Below are 21,007 nucleotides of genomic sequence, written 5' to 3'. Positions count from 1 at the left end.
AAGAGACATTTCACGCAATGAAACATATGCTTAGTAAAATGAGCAAGGTGGCGCTGTTGGGTGCCATCCTGCTGGGACCGGTCGGGTGTTCGGACTTCCTGGAAGAGCAGGCACCGTCCAACCTGACCCCTGACAACTTCTATACCATCCCCGACCACGCGGAAGCGGCTCTGGCTTCGGTGTATGCCGACCTGCGGTTTATGGGCGATGGGGCCGGGATTTTCTCCTCGAACTGGCAATTGCTCGAAGCCCTAACCGGTACCTCAACCACGGAAACCGCCCAGAACTCCGACTTGAACAACCTCTACGGTCTGGTTCACGATGGGAATACGGCGCACGTCGTCAACTACTGGAACGGCTTGTATAAAGTGGTGGCACAGGCCAACCAGGTTCTTGACAAAGTTCCGGCCATCAATCCGATGCCGGAAGCCCAGAAAACCAAGATTCTTGGCGAAGCGCGCTTCCTGCGGGCCTGGGCCTATTTTATGATCGTGCAGTTATGGGGAGATGCTCCCCTGATTACCCAGCCGCAAACGGCAACGTCGGAAGACTTTCAGCCGGGCCGTGCTCCCAAAGAGGAGATCTACAACCTCATTGTGGAGGACCTGAAAGCGGCCGAAGCCGCCGGGCTGGCCTGGATGGACGTGAGCGGTCGGGTGAACCTGGCAGCCACCAAAACCCTGCTGGCGAAAGTGTACCTGACGATGGCTGGCTTCCCGCTGAGCAAAGGCGCTACGCACTACAAACTGGCTGCCGACAAAGCGCTGGAAGTCATTACCTACGCCAACGCGAACCCGACGACGATCAACCTGTTTACGACCTACGAGGACGTACATCGCGAGAGCACCGAAAACCGGCTGGAACACCTGTTCATGCTGCAGTACAACACGCTGGTGGCCGGTAACCCGATGGATAACTTTTACCCTAACTTCAAGCCGGTGACCTTCAACGGGCCGTCGGGAACGGGCAGCTCGGTACCCACGCGTTCGTTCTATGACTCCTACGAAAAAGGCGATCTGCGCGCCAAGGATCAGGATGGGTATTTCTACACGACCTACTTTACCAACGGCAACGGAGCTCGGTTTGAACTGGGTGCCCCGTATGTGTTCAAGCACTTCAACCGCACGGCCAACGGAACGTCGGGTGTGGCCGGAACGCGTCAGAACAACCTGAACGTACCGGTTATTCGCTACGCCGAAACGCTGCTGATCTATGCCGAAGCCCAAAACGAAGTAGGTGGACCGACGCAGGCGGCTTACGATGCCATGAAGCGGATTCGGGATCGGGCGCAGTTGACCACTCCGGCCCTGGGTACCTTCACGCAGGCCACCTTCCGGGAAGCCGTTTGGCGGGAGCGCTGGCACGAACTGTGCTATGAGCAGATCACCTGGTTTGACATGGTGCGGTTGCGGAAAGTGTACAACGAGAAAACCAATGGCTTCGACAACTTCGTGGGCCACGTAAACTTAAGCTCCAACCAGGCATTGCAGGAGAAACACCTGTTGCTGCCGCTGGGTAAGCAGGAGATGTTGAACAACCCCAACCTCAAACCGCAAAACCCGGGTTATCCGAACTAAGTCGTTTTGCCTATTTTAAAAAGCCGCCCCAGCCAAAACCGGGGCGGCTTTTCTTTTTTCAAAAACCGGCGATTCCCGTTCTTTGCCGCTTTATTTACCCTTTATCATTTATGAAACAGGAACTTGCTCAGATCGCATTGGTCGTTGATGAGTACGATGAAGCGATTGCTTTTTATACCCAAAAACTCAGTTTTACCCTTATCGAAGATACCGTCTTATCAGAAACCAAACGGTGGGTGGTCGTGGCGCCACCGGGTTCGACGGGCTGCCGGTTGTTGCTGGCCAAAGCGGCCAACGACTTGCAGAAAAGCCGGGTGGGCAACCAGACTGGCGGGCGGGTTTTTCTGTTCCTGCACACCGACGACTTCTGGCGGGATTATCAAACACTCATTGCCAACGAGGTAGTCTTTGTTCGTGATCCCAGCCGCGAACCCTACGGAACCGTGGCGGTTTTTGAGGACTTGTACGGGAATTTGTGGGATTTGATCGGGCCGGCCTAAAATCACTATTTCATAACCTTTTCCGGGCGGTGTAGTTATAAATGAGTGGTAACTACCTCAACACACCAACGGTATGGAAAAGGATACAGGAATAAATGAAGAAGACCGGGCAGCGATCGATAATCGCAACCGGCCGGAACAGGAAGATTCGGCCAATGCCATGGATAGCCGCGAGATCCACGACGGCGAAGATGGCCGGAACGACCGGTTTATGGGTAGCACCGATATGGATGGGGCCAACGGCGTGCTCCGGTTCAACGACCGGGATGACAGCGATAGCGGGCTGGCCGACGATGTAACGGAAGAGGGCATGAACAACGTGGCGGCTTCTGGTTCGAAAACCAATACCTCGACGGTAGATGTCACCACGCACGGCCCCGACGATTATGCCTCCAATGAGGACGTACCGGCGCCGGAGGCTCAGGAAGAGGCTAAAGAGAAGGATGAGGAAGGAGCGAAAGCAACAACCAGCCGGAGCAGTGATCAGCAGGACCAGGAGCAGACTGAAGAGGATGTCGCCCATACCGGCACATCGACCGAACACAAACCAGTTTATTAACCTACGTTACGGGAGAAATCCCCTGACTTAACTCAACAACGTTATGAGCTTGTCAAGCAATTCACGGAAAGAAAGTACTGAATCGTACGCCCGCCAACGGATGGGCAATACAATGGGTGTGGCACCCGAACAGAGCCAGTTGTCGAAAACCGAACAGCCGGGCGATTTGCTGCCTTCGGAATCCAATGATTCTAATGATATCGATGTAAATGATATTCTGCCGGTTGAAGAAAGCGCTGATTCCCGGACAAACGATGACGTCACGGATAGGGTAGAAGTCTCGGATCAGAACCTGGCCCGCGATGAAGACGGTGGCCTGACCGGATCGAAGTGGCACGAAGACCGCGTGCCAGGAGCCGACTGGAACCGGGATACGGAAGATCCCATCCATGAAGAACGTGGACACTCCTAATCGCTGGATTTGCATTTTTTAAAGCCCACCTCGTGTGGGCTTTTTTGTTGAACGGCTATTATTCCCACCGGCTGACGTCGACCAATTGCAAATCCGTCCTACCTTTGCGGAATGAATACTCCTCTTTTCCGGCGACCGGTTTTCTGGCAAGTTCTTAGCATTGCGCTGCTGATTCCCGCTCTTTTTTCGTACCTGGGCTATCTGCCGCTTGATACCGGGAGCGACGAGCCCCGCCGGGCGCTGGTGGCGCTGGAGATGATTCTGTCGGGCGATTACCTCACGCCAACGCTGAACGGGGAGTTGTATTTCAACAAACCGCCCCTCTACAACTGGCTCATCGCGGTTTCGTTTCACCTGTTCGGCAACTATTCCTCGTTTGCGCTACGCTTCCCGATGGCGGTTTCCCTGCTCCTGTACGGATTGACAATTTATGTACTCGTAAAACCGTATCTCGGCCCCCGAATTGCCTTTGCCTCCGCCCTGATGCTGGTTACCAACACCCGGATTTTATTGTACGATTCGATGTTGGGACTGATTGATACCACCTTCTCCTGGCTGACCTACGCGGCTTTTATTCTGGTTTACCGGTTTGATCAGAAGCGCAACTATTGGGCATTGTTTCTGAGTACCTACCTGTTGACCGCCCTCGGTTTTCTGATGAAGGGCCTGCCCTCGCTGGTCTTTCAGAGCCTGACGTTGCTGGCCTATTTTCTGTACACCAAACAGTTTCGCCGGTTATTCAGTCCCGCCCATTTTGCCGGGATCGGCCTGTTTCTGCTAATCATAGGGAGTTATTACGTGGCGTATTTTAACCGCAACGCCATTCCGCCCGAAAAGATAATGTCGGTTCTGTTCGATGAAAGTGCCAAACGGACCGTCGTTCAGTTCGGTATCTGGGAGACGCTGCTGCACCTGCTAACCTTCCCGTTTGAAATGCTCTACCACTACGCGCCCTGGATGCTGATGGTGGTGCTGCTCTTTCGAAATGGCGTTTTCCGTTGGAAAAAAACCGCTTCTGAAACCGAAAAGCCGCTTATTGCCGGACAGCCGTTTGTGCTGTTCAATGCCGTTGTGTTTGCGGTCAACTTCGTCATTTACTGGTCATCCCCACAGGTCTACGCCCGGTATCTGCTTATGTTACTGCCCTTACTTTTCACGGTTTTTGCCTACGTATATTACGAACGAACCTCGCCGACCGACTGGCGACGCCGGGGCTGGGAAACATTGTTGGGGGTGGTGCTAGTCGTCGTGACGCTGGGAGCCTGGGTGCCGCTGTTTTACCCCGATACCCAATCCATTCCGGGTTTGTGGTGGAAGTGCGGTTTGATGTTCGTGGGGCTTTCGTTTATTTCGTATCACTACATTCGACAACCCGAACACCGGCTGATTATCCTGATTGCGTTTCTGACGATGTTCCGAAACGGCTTCAACTGGCTGGTGGTTCCACCCCGGCTGGCCCACCGGCAGGAATACAAGGATTCGTCGGAACGCATCGCCCGGCAGTCGCTCGGCAAACCGCTGTACGGCTATAAACAGACCATCGGCAGCGACGGGCAAACCGACGTAAACAGCTTCCACATCGAAGTGGTGCGGAACGAAATTCTCCGAAAAACCGACCGCAAACTGCCCAATGCCCTCTACATCGGCGACTCGGCCACGCTGGCCGGGGAGCGGTACCAAACTCTTTCCGACTTTAACTTGTTTGACAGGCATCCGGCCAAACTGGTTCGCTTCGAGGCCGTTCCCACCGCGAAATAATTTTGTATGCAACCGTACCTTTCTATCGTCATCTGCGTCTACAACGAAGAGGGCAATATTTTTCCGATGATCGATCAGGTCGAGCGGGCCTTGATCGGCTATGATTTTGAGATTGTTTACGTCAACGACGGCTCCTCCGACCGGACGCTGGCCGAACTGAAATCCGTGCACAACGAGCGGCTGGTTGTGGTCGATTTGCAGACCAACTATGGGCAAAGCCTGGCCCTGGCGGCCGGGATCGATGTAGCGCGTGGTCAGTACATCATCACGATGGACGGCGATTTACAAAATGACCCCAGCGATATTCCGATGATGCTCCGGCTGGCCGAAGAAGGCGATTACGACCTCGTGGCCGGGATTCGGGCCAACCGCCAGGACGGCGCGTTATTGCGAAAATTGCCGAGCCGCATCGCCAACTGGATCATCCGGCAGACTTCCGGCGTTCATCTGAAAGATTATGGTTGTGCCCTGAAGGTGTTCCGGGGCGATCTGGCGAAAAGCCTCGGTTTGTACGGCGAACTGCACCGGTTTATTCCAGTTTTGGCCCGGCTGGAGGGTGCGCGCATGACGCAGGTCGATGTGAAGCACCACCCGCGCCGAATCGGGCAGTCAAAATACGGCCTGGGCCGCACGCTGAAAGTGGTCAGTGACCTGATTCTGATGCTGTTCATGAAAAAATACCTCCGCAAACCGATGCACCTGTTTGGCAATTGGGGCTTGATGGCGCTGGCACTGGGCTTGTTGATCAATGCTTATTTGTTTGTTCTGAAGTTATTGGGTCACGACATATGGGGACGTCCGTTGCTGATTCTCGGAACGATGCTGGTCTTGGCTGGTATTCAGTTGATTACCTTCGGCATCATGACCGAACTGCAAATGCGAACGTATTACGAATCGCAGGACAAAAAACCGTACAAAATCCGCCGGATTTACCAGTCGGCCCTGTCCTGAAACGCGGTCGTCGATGCCAAAGTACCTGAAAACCGCCCTTAAAATTGGCTTGTCGGCCCTATCGTTGTGGCTGGTGTTCCGCAAAATAGAGCCCGAGCGGGTTTGGAACGTGCTGTCGCGGGTGCAAGTGGGTTGGCTGTTGGTGGCTACGGCTCTGTTTATTTTGTCAAAAGTGGCGTCAGCCGAGCGGTTGCGGCTCTTATTTGGGCAGATTGGTCTGAATATGCGCTGGATTCCTAACCTAAAATTGTACTGGCTAGGGATGTATTATAATCTTTTCCTGCCTGGTGGCATTGGAGGAGATGGGTATAAAGTGTATCTTTTGAACCGATTGACCGGAATCCCGGTTAAACCGCTCGTAGGGGCTACGCTGATCGACCGCTTGATCGGGTTGCTGCCGCTGGGCTATGCTACGATCGTTTTTGCCGTGCTGGTGCCCGAAGTGTCGGGGTGGATCGGGTTTCCGGTAGGTTGGCTTTGGCTGATGGCTGTTCCCATTATTCATCTGATTACCAGGGTTGTAACAAAGTGGCTGATGCCGCAGTTTTACCCGGTTTTTGAACGCTCGGTCGGTTGGTCGATTCTGGTGCAAGGCTTTCAGATGGGGCAGATTCTAGCGTTGTTGCGGGCGGTAGAAGCTTCGGGAAGCTCCGAAGCTTACTTGCTTATCTTTCTGATTTCCTCGGTGGTCGCCACGATTCCGTTCACGATAGGCGGAGCAGGCGCGCGGGAACTGACCTTTTTGCTGGGTGCTGAACTGCTGAAACTGCCCGCCGATGCGGCTGTTTCGGTCAGTTTGTTATTTTATTTGATCACGGCAGCCGTTTCGCTGACCGGGCTCGTGTTTAGTTTTCGATCATCATCATTGACAAAAGAATTGAGTTCATGACTATTTTACTGACGGGAGGAGCCGGTTTTATTGGGTCGAACCTGGGCCAGCAACTTTTGGCAGAAGGCCATCAGGTCGTGTGTCTGGATAACCTGGATACGTATTACGATCCGGATATCAAGTGGAGCAACGTACAGACCAGCCTGAGTAACCCGGCTTACCAGTTTCATCAAGGCGACATTCGCGATACTGAACTGGTGAATACGCTGTTTCAGACGTACGGTTTTGAGGCTGTTATTCATCTGGCAGCCCGGGCGGGCGTTCGGCCGTCGGTGCAGGACCCGGCGCTATATTACGATGTCAACGTCAACGGTACATTAACGTTGTTGCAGGCCATGCAGCGGTCGGGCGTTCAGAAAATGGTCTATGCCTCTTCTTCCTCGGTCTACGGCGATTCGCCCCGCGTACCGTTTGCCGAGAACGATACGGCTGATAAACCGCTATCGCCCTATGCGGCTTCCAAACGAGCGGCCGAATTACTTTGTCATACCTTCCATCACCTCTACGGTTTCGATATTTTCTGCCTGCGGTTTTTCACGGTTTACGGTCCGCACCAGCGTCCGGAAATGGCCATTAGCCAGTTTACCGACAACATCCTGAACGGCAAGCCGATTACGGTTTTCGGCGACGGTTCGACGGCGCGGGATTACACCTATGTTACCGATATTGTCAACGGAATTATTCAGTCATTGAATAATCTGCAAGGCTACGAGGTGCTGAACATCGGTGGTTCGGACCCGATTTCGCTGGCCGGTCTGGTTCAAGTCATCGAGCGGGCCGTCGGGCAAACCGCCCTGATCGACCGCCAGCCGATGCAACCCGGCGATGTGCAGCAGACGTACGCCAGTATTGAGAAAGCCGCTCAACTAATTGGTTATCAGCCCGCCGTTCGGATTGAAGACGGTATTCAGCGGTTTGTCGATTGGTACCTCGCCAAACAAAATACCGGCTTGGTTCCGCACTGATGATTTTACCCCAACCCCCTAAAGGCCGGTGCCGGGCTTTCGAAATCCGGATGTTTCAGCCCCCTTTAGGGGGTTGGGGGTAAATCCAACAACTGCCGGGCGGCCTGCAACGGCAGCAATTCGCCTTTTCGTACGGCTTCCTCCAACTCCGTCAATCGTTCAGGCATGCCGGGTTGCTGATAAAACCGGCTTTCCAACTGTTGCCGGATCGTGCTGTACAGCCAGTTGAGGTTTTGTTGTTGGCGGTTCTGGTCGCGGTGGCCGCTGTGGGTCAGGCGGTTTTGGTGGTCGGTGATGATCTGCCAGAGTTCAGGGATGCCCCGGTTTTGGAGTGCCGAGCAGGTCAGTACCGGTAATATCCAGTTGGATGTGGTTGGGGGGAAGAGGTGCAGGGCATTCTGGTAGTCAATCCGGGCGCGGTCGGCGGCAGCGGCATTGTCGCCATCAGCTTTCGTGATGGCGATGGCGTCGGCCAGTTCCATGATGCCGCGCTTTAGGCCCTGCAATTCGTCACCCGCACCGGCCAGCATCAGGAGCAGAAAGAAATCGACCATCCCGTGTACCAATGTTTCGGATTGGCCCACGCCGACGGTTTCAATCAAAATAATTTCAAAACCGGCGGCTTCACACAACAGCATCGTTTCCCGCGTTTTGTTGGCCACGCCCCCCAGCGAACCGCCCGACGGGCTGGGCCGGATGTAGGCCAGCGGATCGGTCGAGAGGGTTTCCATCCGGGTTTTGTCGCCCAGGATGCTCCCGTGCGAGCGCTGGCTGGTCGGGTCGATGGCGAGCACGGCCACTTTTTTTCCCAGGGCCGTGAGGTGTTTCCCGAAGGCTTCGATAAATGTACTTTTTCCCACCCCCGGCACGCCTGTAATTCCGACGCGAATGGAGTGCCCGGTTTCCGGTAAGACTTGTTTCAAAATTTCCAGGGCTAAATCCTGATCGCTTTCCAACTGACTCTCGACCAGCGTTATAGCCCGACTGAGAACTAGCCGGTCACCGGAGCGAATACCGGCAATGTAGTAGTCGGGCGGGAGTCGGCGCATGGCGATTTCTGATTCCTGAGAAGCTGTCAGAGATTCGGACGGAGTTTCTGTTCCGCAATGTCCAGGTCTTCCGGCGTCGTGATTTTGATGTTATCGTACGAACCATCGATGAGCGTAATCGGATACCCGGCGTATTCGACCACGCTAGCGCAATCGGTGAAAAAAGGCTGTTCGTCGGCCTGAAAAGCGTGCCGAAAAAGCGGTAATTGAAATGTCTGGGGCGTTTGCACCAGCCGGTAGAGGCTTCGGTCGACGGCCTGGCTGCTCCCGTCGGGGTGCACCAGCCGGGCCGAATCTTTCAGCGGTACGCAGGTGACGGCGCTACCGGTTCGGTCGGCGGTTTCGAAACTGTTGTGAATAATCTCAGGGGAAATAAACGGGCGAACCCCATCGTGAACGGCCACCAGCCCGTCGGCGTCCGGAATCTGCCCCAGCCCGTTCCGAACCGACTGAAACCGGCTGGCACCACCCGGCACCATGGTCACCGGTTCTTCAAACCGGTACTGCTGGCAGAGTGTTTCCCAAACCGGAATTTGAGCCAATGGTAACACGAGAATGATCTGTAGGTCAGCCGAATAAACACGAAACTGCCGGATGGTGTGCATCAAGGTCGGCAATCCGCCAATGGGCAAAAACTGCTTCGGTCGGTCCAGACCCATCCGACTGCCGCTTCCCCCGGCGACGATAATGGCGTAGCGGTTTTTCATGAAAGAGCGTAAAGAGAAAAGACAAGAGACAAAAGACTGTTCCCCGGTCTTTTGTCTCTTGTCTATCGTCTCTTGTCTGATGTTACAGAATCAACATCGCGTCGCCATAGCTGAAGAACTTGTATTTCTCCTGAATGGCAACTTCATAAGCATGTTTGACCAGGTCATACCCACCAAATGCGCTCGTCATCATGATCAGAATCGACTCGGGCAGGTGAAAATTGGTCAGCAGCGCGTTGGCAATCTTGAAATCGTAGGGCGGAAAAATAAACCGGTCGGTCCAGCCATCAACCGGTTTCAGCCGACCATTGGCCGACACCGACGATTCGATGGCTTTTAGCGACGTGGTGCCGATGGCGCAGACCCGCTTGCCTTTGTCCAGTGCGTCATTCACAATATCGGCGGCTGGTTCCGTGATGGAATAATTTTCCGAATCGGTTTTGTGCTTCGTCAGATCTTCCACGTCTACCGTCCGGAAAGTGCCCAAACCAACGTGCAGCGTGATCGGTGCAAAGTGGATGCCCTTGATTTCCATGCGCTTCATAATGGTTTTCGTGAAGTGCATCCCGGCGGTCGGGGCGGCTACGGCGCCGACGTGCTGGGCAAAAATGGTCTGGTACCGGTCGCGGTCAGCATCTTCGGTTTTCCGTTTGATTTCGCGCGGCAGGGGGGTTTCGCCCAGCTCATCGATGGCCTTCATGAACTCTTCATGCGAGCCTTCGAACAAAAACCGGATCGTCCGGCCGCGTGACGTGGTGTTATCGATCACCTCTGCCACCAGGTCGCTATCTCCGAAATACAGTTTGTTCCCCACCCGGATTTTCCGGGCCGGATCGACAAGAACGTCCCACAGGCGCATCTCACGATTGAGTTCGCGCAGCAGGAACACTTCAATTTTCGCACCGGTTTTTTCCTTGTTGCCATAAAGCCGCGCGGGAAACACCTTGGTGTTGTTGATCACCATGACATCGCCGTCATCGAAATACGAAATGATGTCGGAGAATTGTTTGTGTTCGATGGTTTTGGTTTTCCGATCAACCACCATCAATCGCGCTTCTCCCCGTTCGGGCGGATAGAGGGCAACCAGACTTTGGGGTAAGTCAAACCTGAATTCGGATAGCTTCATACGGTACGGTCTACAAAGAGCTCCTCGTTAAAAAGAGCGCAAAATTAGCAAAAAAACAGTTAGCAGTTGACGATGAACCGGTTGCAAACCGCTGCATTTTTCGAAAAAATGCAGCGGCAGCAGTCGGATTATCGGCAAATATACAGTGCGCGGGGGGGCGATTGCAAGTATATTGTCTAAACGCTCGCTGCTTATTGCGGGTTGGTATCCAGACCGATAGCGTGAATAGGCTGTACGGAGCCTTCTGTATTGGTTTCGGGTCGTTCGGCGATTGAAAATTTCTGCATCAGTTCGGGCGTCACCTCGTTGGCGTACGTTCCCTGGGCTGATACAAAAACGCCTTTCATACCGTTGGTGGTCGAAATAGCGTAAAGGGTCATTTCATCACCGGGATCGGAAGTGCCTTCAAACCGGTGAAACTCATCGACGTTAATCTCTTCGCTTTTCAGTTTCAAGCCGGAGCCGCTTTCTTCGAGATAGTCCCGTTTGGGCTTAAAATCGTGCGTATAGCCGCGTTCGCGCAGGCTTTCCATCGCTTCCGTCAGGGTTTCAAAATGGTGCATGTTGTTTCTCAGTTTGTGTACCTAAGAAACCACCGACGGCGGAAGATGTTTATTGAATTAAGAGTTAAGAATTAAGAGTTATGAGTTGGCTGACGCATTCTATTCCTGCGGAGCCAACTCATAACTCATAACTCATAACTCATAACTCATAACTCTTAATTCTTAACTCTTAACTCAATCCGGTAGGACTTTCACCATGATGTCTTTGAAGTAGACCTTGCTTTTGGGGTCGTGGGCTTGCAGGGCGAAGGTGCCGCTGCTGATTTTACGCTCGGCCATGTCTTTGGAGCGCTCCACGTTGTCCGGTTCGGTGTATTCGTTGACGACTTTATCGTTGATTTTGATCGTCACCTTTTTGCCCTGCACCATGATCTCTTCGGTATACCACTCGTTGTCTTTGACGTAGGTTTCTTTGACGTCCTGAATAGCGTACAGGCTGGCCGTGCGTCGCCAGTCGGTGTGGGAGTTATTCACCTGAACTTCAAAGCCTTTTCTCGGCCAGCTTGCCTCCTGGTACTGCGTATGGAAGTACATGCCGGAGTTCGATCCGGGTAGCGTCATGACCTTCGCTTTGAACTGGAAGTTTTTGAAGTCATGATTTTGAACGGGGCCGTCGTAGAACAGGTGAGCCACCTGGCCGTTGACCGCAATGGCACCGTCTTCGATCTTGAACGATTCAGCGTTTTTCCCCACTTTCCAGCCATCGAGCGATTTCCCGTCGAACAGACTGATCCAGCCGTCTTTACCTGCTTTACTGCTACTTTTCGGACTTGAGGATTTGGAACAGGCTCCCAGCAAAACCGCCAGGCAGCCAACAATCAAAAGGTTTTTCATGGGTTTGTTGGAATAAGGAGTTTAGTTTCCGGCCCTAAGTTACGGGAGGGAAGAGAAATAATGTAAAATGAAGAATGTAAAATATCAAATGTAAAAGTAAAAAAGAAGGGCACACGTCTGCTGTCGAACAATTTACTCACCTATTAACAGGACGACGAAGCTTTGGAGTCCGAAAAGCAAGGCAATTAGCCCTAAAACGATGAAAACTTTTGTTATCTGAACCTTAACGGTCTGTTTTTCGGAAGCTGCGGGTTGCCAGAGAATTTCGAAAAGCGCTCGCAAAGTCGATTGATTTAGCAACAGGATCAGCAGCAGAAGCAACAGGCAGAATGCCGCAACCGACAACGCCCCGGCCGAAATCTGGAACGCACTATCGACCACGACGATATTCAGCAGAACAGGAATCAGGATGGCAACTCCCAGCAACTTCGTTTTCTGCGCTACCAACAACCACGCTCCGATGACCTGAGAAAGGCCAATAAACCAGATGTAAAACGGGGAGTGACCGAAAAACGCCCAGGTTAGATCAAAACCGCTCGCTTCGGCTAATGGAATTTGCGCGACTTTATCCGGAAAATGGCCGGGCCGGTAAAACTGTCCGCCCATAATCTTGCCCCAGCCGTAGAGATTGAGCACCACGAGTACGTAATAGCGGGCGGCCAGTTCCAGGTATGCTGTCCAGTTTTTTTGCATAAATAATTCTTCTGGATGGGTCACGATCGCTTTACCTGAAACGCTTTTCCCGCCACTTGCTGCGCTGGGCTTGGGTCACAGTGCTATTGCTTTCCGGTTTCGGTTGGCTATTTTGAAACAACCAAGCCGCCAGCACGGCCGCCAGCCGGGCTTCCAGCCGGGCTTCCTGCCGGCCTTCTTCCGAATCGGTTGGCGGAATAAGTTTATCGGGCGTAAAATAATGGTTGACAAAATGGGTGTCGAACTGCCCGGAGCGAAAAGCCTCGTGCTTCATCACAAATCGGCAGAAGGGCAGCGTCGTCTGCACGCCCGTAATCTGGTATTCGTCGATGGCCCGGATCATTTTCTCGATGGCTTCGGCACGGGTGGCTCCGGTGGTCACGAGCTTGGCAATCATCGGGTCGTAATAAATCGGAATCGCCATGCCCTGCTCAAAACCGTCGTCGACCCGAATACCGTTGCCCTGCGGCCGGACGTAGGTTTCGAGCGTGCCGACGTCCGGCAGAAAATTATTGGCCGGATCTTCGGCGTAGACCCGGATTTCGATGGCGTGACCGTGAATTTTTAAGTCTTCCTGACGGATCACCAGCGGTTTTCCTTCGGCAATGTAAATCATTTGCTTTACCAGATCGATGCCCGTAATCTGCTCCGTCACGGGGTGTTCGACCTGCAGGCGCGTGTTCATTTCCAGAAAATAGAAATTCAACTGGTCGTCGACGATGAACTCCACGGTTCCAGCGCCGTAATAGCCGCAGGCCCGTGCCACTTCCACGGCGCACCGCCCCATTTCGGCCCGGATCTCCGGCGTCAGCACCGACGAGGGCGCTTCTTCGACCACTTTCTGGTGTCGGCGTTGGATAGAACACTCGCGCTCGAAGAGGTGAATGATGTGCCCGTGCTGGTCGCCCAGCACCTGAATTTCGACGTGCCGGGGCGAGGTGACGTATTTTTCAATAAAAACCGATCCGTCGCCAAAGGCCGAAGTCGCTTCGCTGACGGCCCGCTCCATACCCTCGTCAAAATCGGCTTCCCGCTCGACAATCCGCATGCCTTTGCCACCGCCCCCCGCGCTGGCCTTGATCAGAATCGGGTAGCCGATGCGTGCGGCTGTCTGTTTGGCGGCTTCGCGGTCGGTGATGGCGTCGGGCGTTCCGGGCACCATCGGAATATTGTAAGCGGCCACGGCGGCTTTGGCGGCCAGTTTGCTGCCCATGATTTCGATCGATTCGGGCGACGGCCCGACAAAAATCAGCCCCGCATTCCGGACGGCCCGGGCAAAACCGGCATTCTCCGACAAAAAACCGTAGCCGGGGTGAATGGCGTTGGCTCCGGTTTTCTGACAGGCTTCCAGGATCGCATCAATCCGCAGGTAGGACTCGGACGAGGGCGCAGGGCCTACGCAGACGGCTTCGTCAGCATACCGGACGTGGGGCGACTGGCGGTCGGCTTCGCTGTAAATGGCCACCGTCGGAATGCCCATCTCGCGGGCCGACCGCATAATTCGCAGGGCAATTTCGCCCCGGTTTGCAACGAGAAGCTTCTGAATTTTCGTCATGGGTATGGGGTTGTCAGGCAGGCGACCGAATCGTCAACCGATGTTTGCAAAAATAGCCATCGTGCGGCCCGCTCCTAGGATTTGCCCCGGATTTCTAAAAACCGGCCCGGCTTGGCGATTGACGGAATTTGATTTACTTTTGTACTTATGTGGTTAACAAACTCATTATAAACCAATAAATAACGCAATAAAGTGGATTTATTTGAGAAATTACGCACCAACCTCGGACCCATCGGTTCGTCATCGCGGGAGCTGAACGCACACCATTATTTTGCATTTCCGAAGCTCGAAGGTGAGTTAGGGCCGCACATGACGTTCCGGGGAAAGAAGATGCTGAACTGGAGTTTGAATAATTATCTGGGGTTGGCCAATCATCCGGAAGTTCGAAAAGTCGATGCGGAAGCCGCTGCCGAATGGGGGCTGGCCTATCCGATGGGTGCCCGGATGATGTCGGGAAATTCGGATTTGCACGAGGAACTGGAGCGTCAACTGGCTGAGTTTGTCGGAAAAGAAGATGCATTTCTACTGAATTACGGATACCAGGGCGTCATGTCGGCCATCGAAGCCGTCGTGGATCACCGCGATGTGATCGTCTACGATGCCGAGTGCCACGCCTGTCTGATCGACGGGATTCGGTTGCACAAAGCGAAACTGGGCGAATACTACAAATTCAACCACAACGACGTCGAGAGTCTGGAGAAAAATTTACAGCGGGCGACGAAGAAAGCCGCCGAAAAAGGGGGCGGTATTCTGGTGATTACCGAGGGCGTGTTCGGGATGTCGGGCAAAGTCGGTATCCTGAAAGAGATCGTGGCCCTGAAGGAAAAATACGAATTCAAATTGCTGGTCGACGATGCGCACGGTTTTGGAACGATGGGCGCAACCGGCGCGGGCGTCGGCGAATTGCAAGGCTGCCAGGACGGCATCGACCTTTATTTCTCGACGTTTGCCAAATCGATGGCGGCTATTGGGGCGTTCATTGCCGGTTCGCACGAGATCATCATGTATCTGAAATACAACATGCGGTCACAGACGTACGCCAAGGCCCTGCCGATGCCGTACGTCGTGGGCGGGATGAAGCGGCTGGAATTAATTAAAAAACATCCGGAACTGCGCGAGAAACTCTGGCAGAACGTACGGGCGATGCAGGACGGTCTGCGGGCGCGCGGCCTGAACATCGGCGAGACGACCTCGCCCGTGACGCCGGTGTTGCTGCAAAGTGAAGGCGGCATTCCGGAAGCCACCGCCCTGGTGCGCGACCTGCGCGAAAACCGGGGTATTTTCTGCTCGATTGTGGTGTACCCGGTGGTGCCGAAAGGCGTCATCATGCTCCGGATTATTCCGACAGCCGCTCACTCGCTGGAGGACGTAGAATACACCCTGAATGCCTTCAGCGAAGTTGCCGAAAAGCTCAAGCAGGGATATTACCGGTCAAATGTCCTCAATGGAGCCGCTGAAGCGGCTTTAGTGACCGCTGATGTGGCAAAAACGCTGGCTGAGTAACCGTTTAGTAAGGAATTGTGGAATATTTGGATTTTTCCAACGATTTTTTTTGAGGTTTTCTTGCGCTGAATGATAGAATGCGTATATTTCGTCAAAAACGCGGTTTTTGAGCGTTTTAGGGCATTTTTCACAACTTAAACCCCATACGAACTGTTATGGCACGCTTTGATGAAATAAAAAATCTGGTTATGTCTTTGGAAGGCGATTTCGAAAAGTTTTACGAAAAAGGCAATCAGGCAGCCGGTACACGCGTACGCAAAGGCATGCAGGATCTGAAGACATTGGCTCAGAATATCCGCGCTGAAGTTCAGGATCAGAAAAATGCGAAGGCGTAAACACCAAATCACTCCACAATCAAACAAGCCCGGCACTTCTGCCGGGCTTGTTTGATTGTAAGCCAAATGAACCGTCAATTCTTTTTGTACATCAACGTTGCTACGCCCCGCGTTGTGATTTTGCCGGTTTGTCCGTCCTTAATTTCAGTGCTGACTTCGGCGGTGTGCTTGTCGGGGTTGGTCGAGATGACCGTAAAAACCGCTTCGTAGTCGGTATCGACAAACATGGGACGGAAAAACTCCAGCGTCTGTTTCAGGTAAACCGAACCGTGCCCCGGAAATTCCGTGCCCAGCACTTTCGTAAAAACACTGGCCCCGAGCATGCCGTGGATGATGGGCCGTTTGAACGGAGTCTGGCTGGCAAAGTCCGGGTCTAGATGCAGCGGGTTGTCGTCGCCGGTCACCCGGGCAAAAGCTTCAACATCGGCTTGTGTAAAGCGGAACGTGTGCCGATGGACGGCATTCAATTCAAAAGTAGTCATACAAAAAAGGTAAAAACCGGCCTAACTCGAATGGTCGCTCACGATGAGCCACTGGCCTTTAATTTTTCGCCAAAGTAAGGTAAAATGACCTTCGGCATCGCCGATTTGCGGGCGGGTCAGGTGAAATTTTCCGATCACGTAGGCGACTCCATTGGCCGGAAAGTCCAGTTTCAAAATCGTAAACTTCAGCGTTCCCATTGAGGCCCGGTCCGGATACCGGCGTTTGTAATTGCTCAGGGTGGCTTCATACCCGTACGTGACGCCCACTTTGCCCACAAACGTCAGCGAGTCCGAAGGCCAGTAGCCTTTCATGAACGCTTCGGTGTTGCCCGCGTTCCAGTCGGCGGTCTGGCGGTCCAGCGTGGCCAGAATCGCTTTCCGGTCGGCTGCGGTTTGGGCGTGGGCGACTGAAAGCGTCAATAAAAACAGGAGCAGGGTATAGAGTTTTTTCATTTTATGCCGAACTTTGAGGAAGCAAGTTGGACGGAAACCGGGTGTCCGGCCCCGAAAATTTCTCCAATACTAATGAATAAAATCCGCAAATTTTACGAAGAGTACAAGCCATACGTCTTTTCCGACGGCTGGTATTACATTTTCATTGTGGTGTTTATCCTGTTGCTGTTCATCTTCTTCTCCTGACCGTGGCATCAACGACCTTGCTGGCCATTGTCAACCCGTTGTCGGGCACGGCTTCGCTGGCTCAGAAGCAACAGTGGATCGATTTTCTGCTCAAAAAAGCACCGGAAGCCGGTTTTCAGCCCGAAGCGGTTTTTACGAAACACCCCGGCCATGCCACCGAACTGTCAGCCGATGCCGTGCGGCAAGGCATTCGGCGCATCATCGTCATTGGCGGAGATGGTACGATGAACGAAACCGCCCGGGCGCTGCTGCATACGCAAACGGCCTTGGGAATTGTGCCCGTGGGGTCGGGCAATGGGCTGGCGCGGCATCTGGGTGTGCCGTTGAATCCCCGCAAGGCCATCGAGTCGGCGATCAACGGCCGACCGGTCGTCATCGACAGCGGACGGATCAACGAACACGCCTTTTTTTGCACGACGGGTATTGGCTTTGACGCGTATGTAGCCCACGAGTTTGTCCGGCAGCCAGTCCGGGGGTTGCCCACCTACATTCGAACGACCTACCGCGCCTTCTGGTCGTACGAGCCCGCCAGCTACGAGATTGACGGGAAAACCCATACCTTGTTTTCGCTCACGGTCGCCAATGCCGGACAGTTTGGCAATAACGCCTGGATTGCGCCGAAAGCCAACGTAGCCGACGGCTTGCTGGATGTGTGTCTGCTGAAACCGTTTCCGCGCTCGGCGGTGGGGGCGCTGGCCTGGCGGCTTTTCAACAAAACCCTCGATGAGTCGGGCTATCTGACCGTGCGCCCAACCCGCTCGGTGACGGTGAAAGGGGCGGATTCCCTGTTGATCCACGTTGATGGCGAACCGGTGCAGTTGGCAACCAACACGGCGACGGTGCAGGTTGTGCCGTCGAGTTTGCTGGTTATTCGCTGAGTCTCAGCTTTCGCGGTTTTTGAGCTGCTGTACAATCTCCAGTACGGTTTTTTCGGGCAGCTTAAACGCTTTGGCGATGTCGGCGGTTGTCAGCCCCAGTTCCAGAAGGCCTTTGATGTGGGCAACCGTAGCTTCCTGGTGGCCTTGTTGTCGGCCTTCCAGTCGGCCTTCCATACGCAATTGTTCGGCAGCGTTCATAGCAACTTGTTCCGTTTTTTGAGAAACCATTTTAAAAATAGCAACAATCTCGTTGCTGGTCAAATTCGATGTTTCGGATAAATACAAAAACGTTGGCAGAATAAGGGCAGCTAGTTCCTCGACCGTCACCGTCGCCAGCAATGATTGGATGTGCTGCTTCAGAACCCGGATGTAGCGCCTGTTGTCGTGGTATTTTAACAGCATTGATGACAGGGCCAGAAATTTGTTGCGAAACGCGAGAATTCGCTCGTCATCCAGGTGCGACAGGTCGACCAGGATGTACTCAAAATCGGGAATGTATTGGCGCAGACTTTCGTGAAAACCGGCCAGTTGCGATGCCAGCGAACGGTAGGTCCAGCGGGAATTGCCGTGGTAAATCACGACCGGAATGATGGGCGTCAAGCCGGTGCCATGCTGCACATCCTGTTGCCAGTGATTGAGCATGTACCGGAGTAACTGAAGATGGGGATGTTTATCCGGATAACTTTTGTGTTCAAGCAATAAGGCGATGCGAAAAACCGTCAGATTGCGGAGCGTACACTGATAAACCAGGTCGGCGAAATGCTCGTTCAACGCTTCGTCGATATAGGAGTTGTTCGTCAACTGTAGACTGTTAAGGTCAATTTCAGCGGCTAATTCGGGCGGAAACAGGTCCTGGATCAGCGAGGCCACGACGGCAGGCTGTGAGAATGTTTGCTTAAATAATTTGTCGTGTGGATGATTCACCGGGCCGATGCGTACTTTTGTCCGGGCAGCAACTTACGCATTTTTTCGTAAACGACTCATGAGCAAGAAAAACCGTACGGGGATCATCTATTCGACCAATCCCGACTTCCACTACGAAGCTGATCATGAACCGGAAGCAGAAACGCTATCCCCGGCGCAGCAAAACCTGAAAATCTGGCTGGATCGGAAAGGGGGCGGCAAAATCGTGACGGCCATCCGGGATTTCGTCGGCACGGAAACCGACCTGACCGATCTCGCCAAACAACTCAAAACCGTCTGCGGCTCCGGCGGCTCGGCCAAAGACGGCGAAATCCTGATTCAGGGCGATCACCGCGACAAGATCCTGACCTGGCTAACCAGTAAAGGCTACAAAGGCAAGAAAGCAGGAGGCTGATTTCAGTGATGAGTTAAGAGTTAAGAATTAAGAGTTGGCTCCGCCACTTTACAGGAAACAGCGGAGTCAACTCTTAATTCTTAACTCTTAACTCATCACTGAACCCCGCCCATCCAGCGCTTCAGGGGTTTGTGGAAGAGCAGGATGAGGGCCGCGAAGCCGAAGCTGAAGTAAACGACGCTCATGAAGAGGCCGGGCATTTGCTGCACGTTTTCTTCGTCGAAACCGCCCGCGAACAAACCGGCGATGAGGTTACCGAGCGAGGTGCCGACAAACCAGATGCCCATCAACTGGCTGACGTAGCGTTTGGGCGCCAGCTTCGTGAACGAACTCAGGCCCACGGGGCTCAGGCAAAGCTCACCGAGCGTATGGAAGAGATACGTGAATGTCAGAAAAACCGGGGAAGTCAGTTCGCCGGTCAGGGCAATGTTTGAGGCCGCCACCATCACCAGATACCCCAGGCCGAGCAGGAAAAGCGCCACCACAAACTTCAGGTGCGGGGGTGGATTTTGGTTTCGTTTTCCCAGAAAAATCCAGAGAGCCGCCAGAACCGGAGAAAAGAGCAGGATGAAAGCCGGGTTGAAGTTCTGGAACCAGCTCGACGGCATCTGCCAGCCGAATAGGTTAAGGTCGGTATAGCGATCCGCAAAGATCTGGAGCGACGAGCCTTGTTGTTCAAAACCGGCCCAAAAGATGGCCGACGCCAGGAAAAACACGAACAGAACGCCCACCCGCTTCTTTTCGACCAGCGTCAATCCGCCCGCCAGCAGAATGAACAGGAAATAGCCGACCGCCGTCAGCGTGATAATGATGCCTGCCCCTTTTGCCAGGCCCTGTGCCGTGGTCAGGTCGAGTATGCCTGCAACCTGTAAAATGACTAGTATACCGACTAAAACGGCCAGAAATAACAGGCTTCGGCTCTGGTTGCCACTTTCAGTTGTTGCCTCGGTTTTGGTCGGTACGTCGCCGTAGCCACGCAGGTATTTCTGGCCGAAAACCCGGAAAACAATCAGCCCCAGGAACATCCCGACGGCGGCTGCTCCAAAACCGTAGTGCCAGCCTACTTTCTGACCCAGGTAGCCCACAATGGTAATGCCCAGGAAAGAACCCAGGTTGATGCCCATGTAAAAAATGGAAAAAGCGGCATCGCGCCGGGCACCGCCTTCCGGATACAGTTCACCGACGATGGAGCTGATATTGGGTTTGAGCAAACCGGTGCCGAGGGCTACCGTAGCCAAGCCGGTAAAAAACAGTACATTACCACCTGGAATCGCCAGCAGAATGTGCCCGAACATGATGACAAAACCGCCGTACCAGATGGATTTGCGCTGGCCCAGGATGTTGTCGGCAATCCAGCCACCGGGCAATGAGAGCAGGTAGGCCGAGCCGGTGTACAGGCCGTAGATGGCCGCGCCTTCGGCTTCGCTAAGCCCCATACCGCCCCGCACGTTGTCGATCAGGAAGAGCAGCAAAATAGCCCGCATCCCGTAATAACTGAACCGCTCCCACATTTCGGTGAAAAACAGGACGTATAAACCGGTGGGGTGTTTTGCCGATGTTGAAGAGCTTGGGGGTGAGGCAGTTGCTTGCATTCGTCAGGTTGGGTTGATGAGCGTTAACAGGATTCGTTTTGGTAAAAAGCATATTAAATATAGCCGATGCCCCGGAATCTCCCAAAACTTGCTCCGTTATTAACGAAATCGCCGAACTTTGC

At 53.7% G+C, this 21,007-nt stretch carries 23 protein-coding genes; 12 read left to right on the top strand and 11 right to left on the bottom strand.

Annotation, left to right across the window (positions count from 1 at the left end; translation table 11 throughout):
* Window positions 1–17 precede the first annotated feature (17 nt).
* From ACO2Q8_RS20690 to ACO2Q8_RS20655, 8 genes are all read left to right on the top strand, one after another.
* Entirely contained in the window at window positions 18–1,577 is a 1,560-nt protein-coding gene (locus ACO2Q8_RS20690; protein ID WP_423346759.1) for a RagB/SusD family nutrient uptake outer membrane protein, read from the top strand.
* 110 nt (window positions 1,578–1,687) lie between these two features.
* The gene (locus ACO2Q8_RS20685) at window positions 1,688–2,077 is read left to right on the top strand and encodes a VOC family protein (RefSeq protein ID WP_423346758.1); all 390 of its coding nucleotides are present in this window, start codon (window positions 1,688–1,690) and stop codon (window positions 2,075–2,077) included.
* Window positions 2,078–2,150: 73 nt separating this feature from the next.
* Window positions 2,151–2,636, top strand: coding sequence for a hypothetical protein (locus tag ACO2Q8_RS20680; RefSeq protein ID WP_423346757.1), 486 nt, complete (start codon window positions 2,151–2,153; stop codon window positions 2,634–2,636).
* Between the two features lie 43 nt (window positions 2,637–2,679).
* Window positions 2,680–3,048, top strand: coding sequence for a hypothetical protein (locus tag ACO2Q8_RS20675; protein ID WP_423346756.1), 369 nt, complete (start codon window positions 2,680–2,682; stop codon window positions 3,046–3,048).
* 111 nt (window positions 3,049–3,159) lie between these two features.
* A complete protein-coding gene (locus ACO2Q8_RS20670) occupies window positions 3,160–4,806 on the top strand; it encodes an ArnT family glycosyltransferase (RefSeq protein ID WP_423346755.1) in 1,647 nt (548 codons plus the stop codon).
* Window positions 4,807–4,812: 6 nt separating this feature from the next.
* Window positions 4,813–5,757, top strand: coding sequence for a glycosyltransferase family 2 protein (locus ACO2Q8_RS20665; protein ID WP_423346754.1), 945 nt, complete (start codon window positions 4,813–4,815; stop codon window positions 5,755–5,757).
* A 13-nt stretch (window positions 5,758–5,770) separates the two neighbouring features.
* The gene (locus tag ACO2Q8_RS20660; protein WP_423346753.1) at window positions 5,771–6,646 is read left to right on the top strand and encodes a lysylphosphatidylglycerol synthase transmembrane domain-containing protein; all 876 of its coding nucleotides are present in this window, start codon (window positions 5,771–5,773) and stop codon (window positions 6,644–6,646) included.
* Complete coding sequence (locus tag ACO2Q8_RS20655; RefSeq protein WP_423346752.1) at window positions 6,643–7,611, top strand: NAD-dependent epimerase/dehydratase family protein; 969 nt, start codon at window positions 6,643–6,645, stop codon at window positions 7,609–7,611. Before ACO2Q8_RS20660 ends, ACO2Q8_RS20655 begins: the two co-directional genes overlap by 4 nt.
* Before the next feature lie 65 nt (window positions 7,612–7,676).
* Here ACO2Q8_RS20655 and meaB read toward each other — a convergent pair whose 3' ends face one another.
* The 7 genes from meaB to ACO2Q8_RS20620 form a co-directional block, all read right to left on the bottom strand.
* Window positions 7,677–8,660, bottom strand: coding sequence for a methylmalonyl Co-A mutase-associated GTPase MeaB (gene meaB / locus ACO2Q8_RS20650; protein ID WP_423346751.1), 984 nt, complete (start codon window positions 8,658–8,660; stop codon window positions 7,677–7,679).
* Window positions 8,661–8,686: 26 nt separating this feature from the next.
* A complete protein-coding gene (locus tag ACO2Q8_RS20645) occupies window positions 8,687–9,367 on the bottom strand; it encodes a 2-C-methyl-D-erythritol 4-phosphate cytidylyltransferase (protein ID WP_423346750.1) in 681 nt (226 codons plus the stop codon).
* An 82-nt stretch (window positions 9,368–9,449) separates the two neighbouring features.
* Window positions 9,450–10,493 carry a tRNA preQ1(34) S-adenosylmethionine ribosyltransferase-isomerase QueA gene (queA, locus tag ACO2Q8_RS20640; RefSeq protein WP_423346749.1) on the bottom strand — a complete coding sequence of 348 codons (1,044 nt, stop codon included), beginning with the start codon at window positions 10,491–10,493 and terminating at the stop codon, window positions 9,450–9,452.
* Between the two features lie 191 nt (window positions 10,494–10,684).
* Complete coding sequence (locus tag ACO2Q8_RS20635) at window positions 10,685–11,056, bottom strand: hypothetical protein (protein WP_423346748.1); 372 nt, start codon at window positions 11,054–11,056, stop codon at window positions 10,685–10,687.
* A gap of 174 nt (window positions 11,057–11,230) precedes the next feature.
* Window positions 11,231–11,890: a 3-keto-disaccharide hydrolase gene (locus tag ACO2Q8_RS20630; RefSeq protein ID WP_423346747.1), complete on the bottom strand. Its 660-nt coding sequence runs from the start codon at window positions 11,888–11,890 to the stop codon at window positions 11,231–11,233.
* A 132-nt stretch (window positions 11,891–12,022) separates the two neighbouring features.
* The gene (locus tag ACO2Q8_RS20625) at window positions 12,023–12,583 is read right to left on the bottom strand and encodes a hypothetical protein (protein WP_423346746.1); all 561 of its coding nucleotides are present in this window, start codon (window positions 12,581–12,583) and stop codon (window positions 12,023–12,025) included.
* A gap of 31 nt (window positions 12,584–12,614) precedes the next feature.
* Complete coding sequence (locus ACO2Q8_RS20620; protein ID WP_423346745.1) at window positions 12,615–14,138, bottom strand: acetyl-CoA carboxylase biotin carboxylase subunit; 1,524 nt, start codon at window positions 14,136–14,138, stop codon at window positions 12,615–12,617.
* A 192-nt stretch (window positions 14,139–14,330) separates the two neighbouring features.
* Here ACO2Q8_RS20620 and ACO2Q8_RS20615 point away from each other — a divergent pair, with 192 nt between their 5' ends.
* Window positions 14,331–15,641 (top strand): aminotransferase class I/II-fold pyridoxal phosphate-dependent enzyme, encoded by a 1,311-nt coding sequence (locus ACO2Q8_RS20615; protein WP_423346744.1) that lies wholly within the window; start codon window positions 14,331–14,333, stop codon window positions 15,639–15,641.
* Window positions 15,642–15,796: 155 nt separating this feature from the next.
* Window positions 15,797–15,976: a histone H1 gene (locus ACO2Q8_RS20610; protein ID WP_423346743.1), complete on the top strand. Its 180-nt coding sequence runs from the start codon at window positions 15,797–15,799 to the stop codon at window positions 15,974–15,976.
* Between the two features lie 74 nt (window positions 15,977–16,050).
* On the opposite strand, the gene ACO2Q8_RS20605 is transcribed toward ACO2Q8_RS20610, so the two are convergent.
* Window positions 16,051–16,458: a MaoC family dehydratase gene (locus tag ACO2Q8_RS20605; RefSeq protein WP_423346742.1), complete on the bottom strand. Its 408-nt coding sequence runs from the start codon at window positions 16,456–16,458 to the stop codon at window positions 16,051–16,053.
* 21 nt (window positions 16,459–16,479) lie between these two features.
* Window positions 16,480–16,911, bottom strand: a complete 432-nt coding sequence (locus ACO2Q8_RS20600) for a YybH family protein (protein ID WP_423346741.1) — start codon at window positions 16,909–16,911, stop codon at window positions 16,480–16,482.
* A 188-nt stretch (window positions 16,912–17,099) separates the two neighbouring features.
* Between ACO2Q8_RS20600 and ACO2Q8_RS20595 the strand changes: the two genes are divergently transcribed.
* On the top strand, window positions 17,100–17,975 hold the full coding sequence (locus ACO2Q8_RS20595) for a diacylglycerol/lipid kinase family protein (protein WP_423346740.1): 876 nt from the start codon (window positions 17,100–17,102) through the stop codon (window positions 17,973–17,975).
* A 3-nt stretch (window positions 17,976–17,978) separates the two neighbouring features.
* Here the strand turns inward: ACO2Q8_RS20595 and ACO2Q8_RS20590 are convergent, their stop codons facing one another.
* Complete coding sequence (locus tag ACO2Q8_RS20590; protein WP_423346739.1) at window positions 17,979–18,899, bottom strand: Rpn family recombination-promoting nuclease/putative transposase; 921 nt, start codon at window positions 18,897–18,899, stop codon at window positions 17,979–17,981.
* Window positions 18,900–18,957: 58 nt separating this feature from the next.
* On the opposite strand from ACO2Q8_RS20590, the gene ACO2Q8_RS20585 reads away from it, so the two are divergent.
* A complete protein-coding gene (locus tag ACO2Q8_RS20585; protein ID WP_423346738.1) occupies window positions 18,958–19,293 on the top strand; it encodes a translation initiation factor in 336 nt (111 codons plus the stop codon).
* Between the two features lie 95 nt (window positions 19,294–19,388).
* Here ACO2Q8_RS20585 and ACO2Q8_RS20580 read toward each other — a convergent pair whose 3' ends face one another.
* The gene (locus ACO2Q8_RS20580) at window positions 19,389–20,885 is read right to left on the bottom strand and encodes a peptide MFS transporter (protein WP_423346737.1); all 1,497 of its coding nucleotides are present in this window, start codon (window positions 20,883–20,885) and stop codon (window positions 19,389–19,391) included.
* Between the last annotated feature and the right edge of the window lie 122 nt (window positions 20,886–21,007).

The sequence above is a fragment of the Larkinella sp. VNQ87 genome, assembly GCF_049445795.1.
In the GTDB taxonomy this organism is placed as follows: Bacteria; Bacteroidota; Bacteroidia; order Cytophagales; family Spirosomataceae; genus Larkinella.
This window is presented reverse-complemented; position numbering and strand designations above follow the sequence as displayed.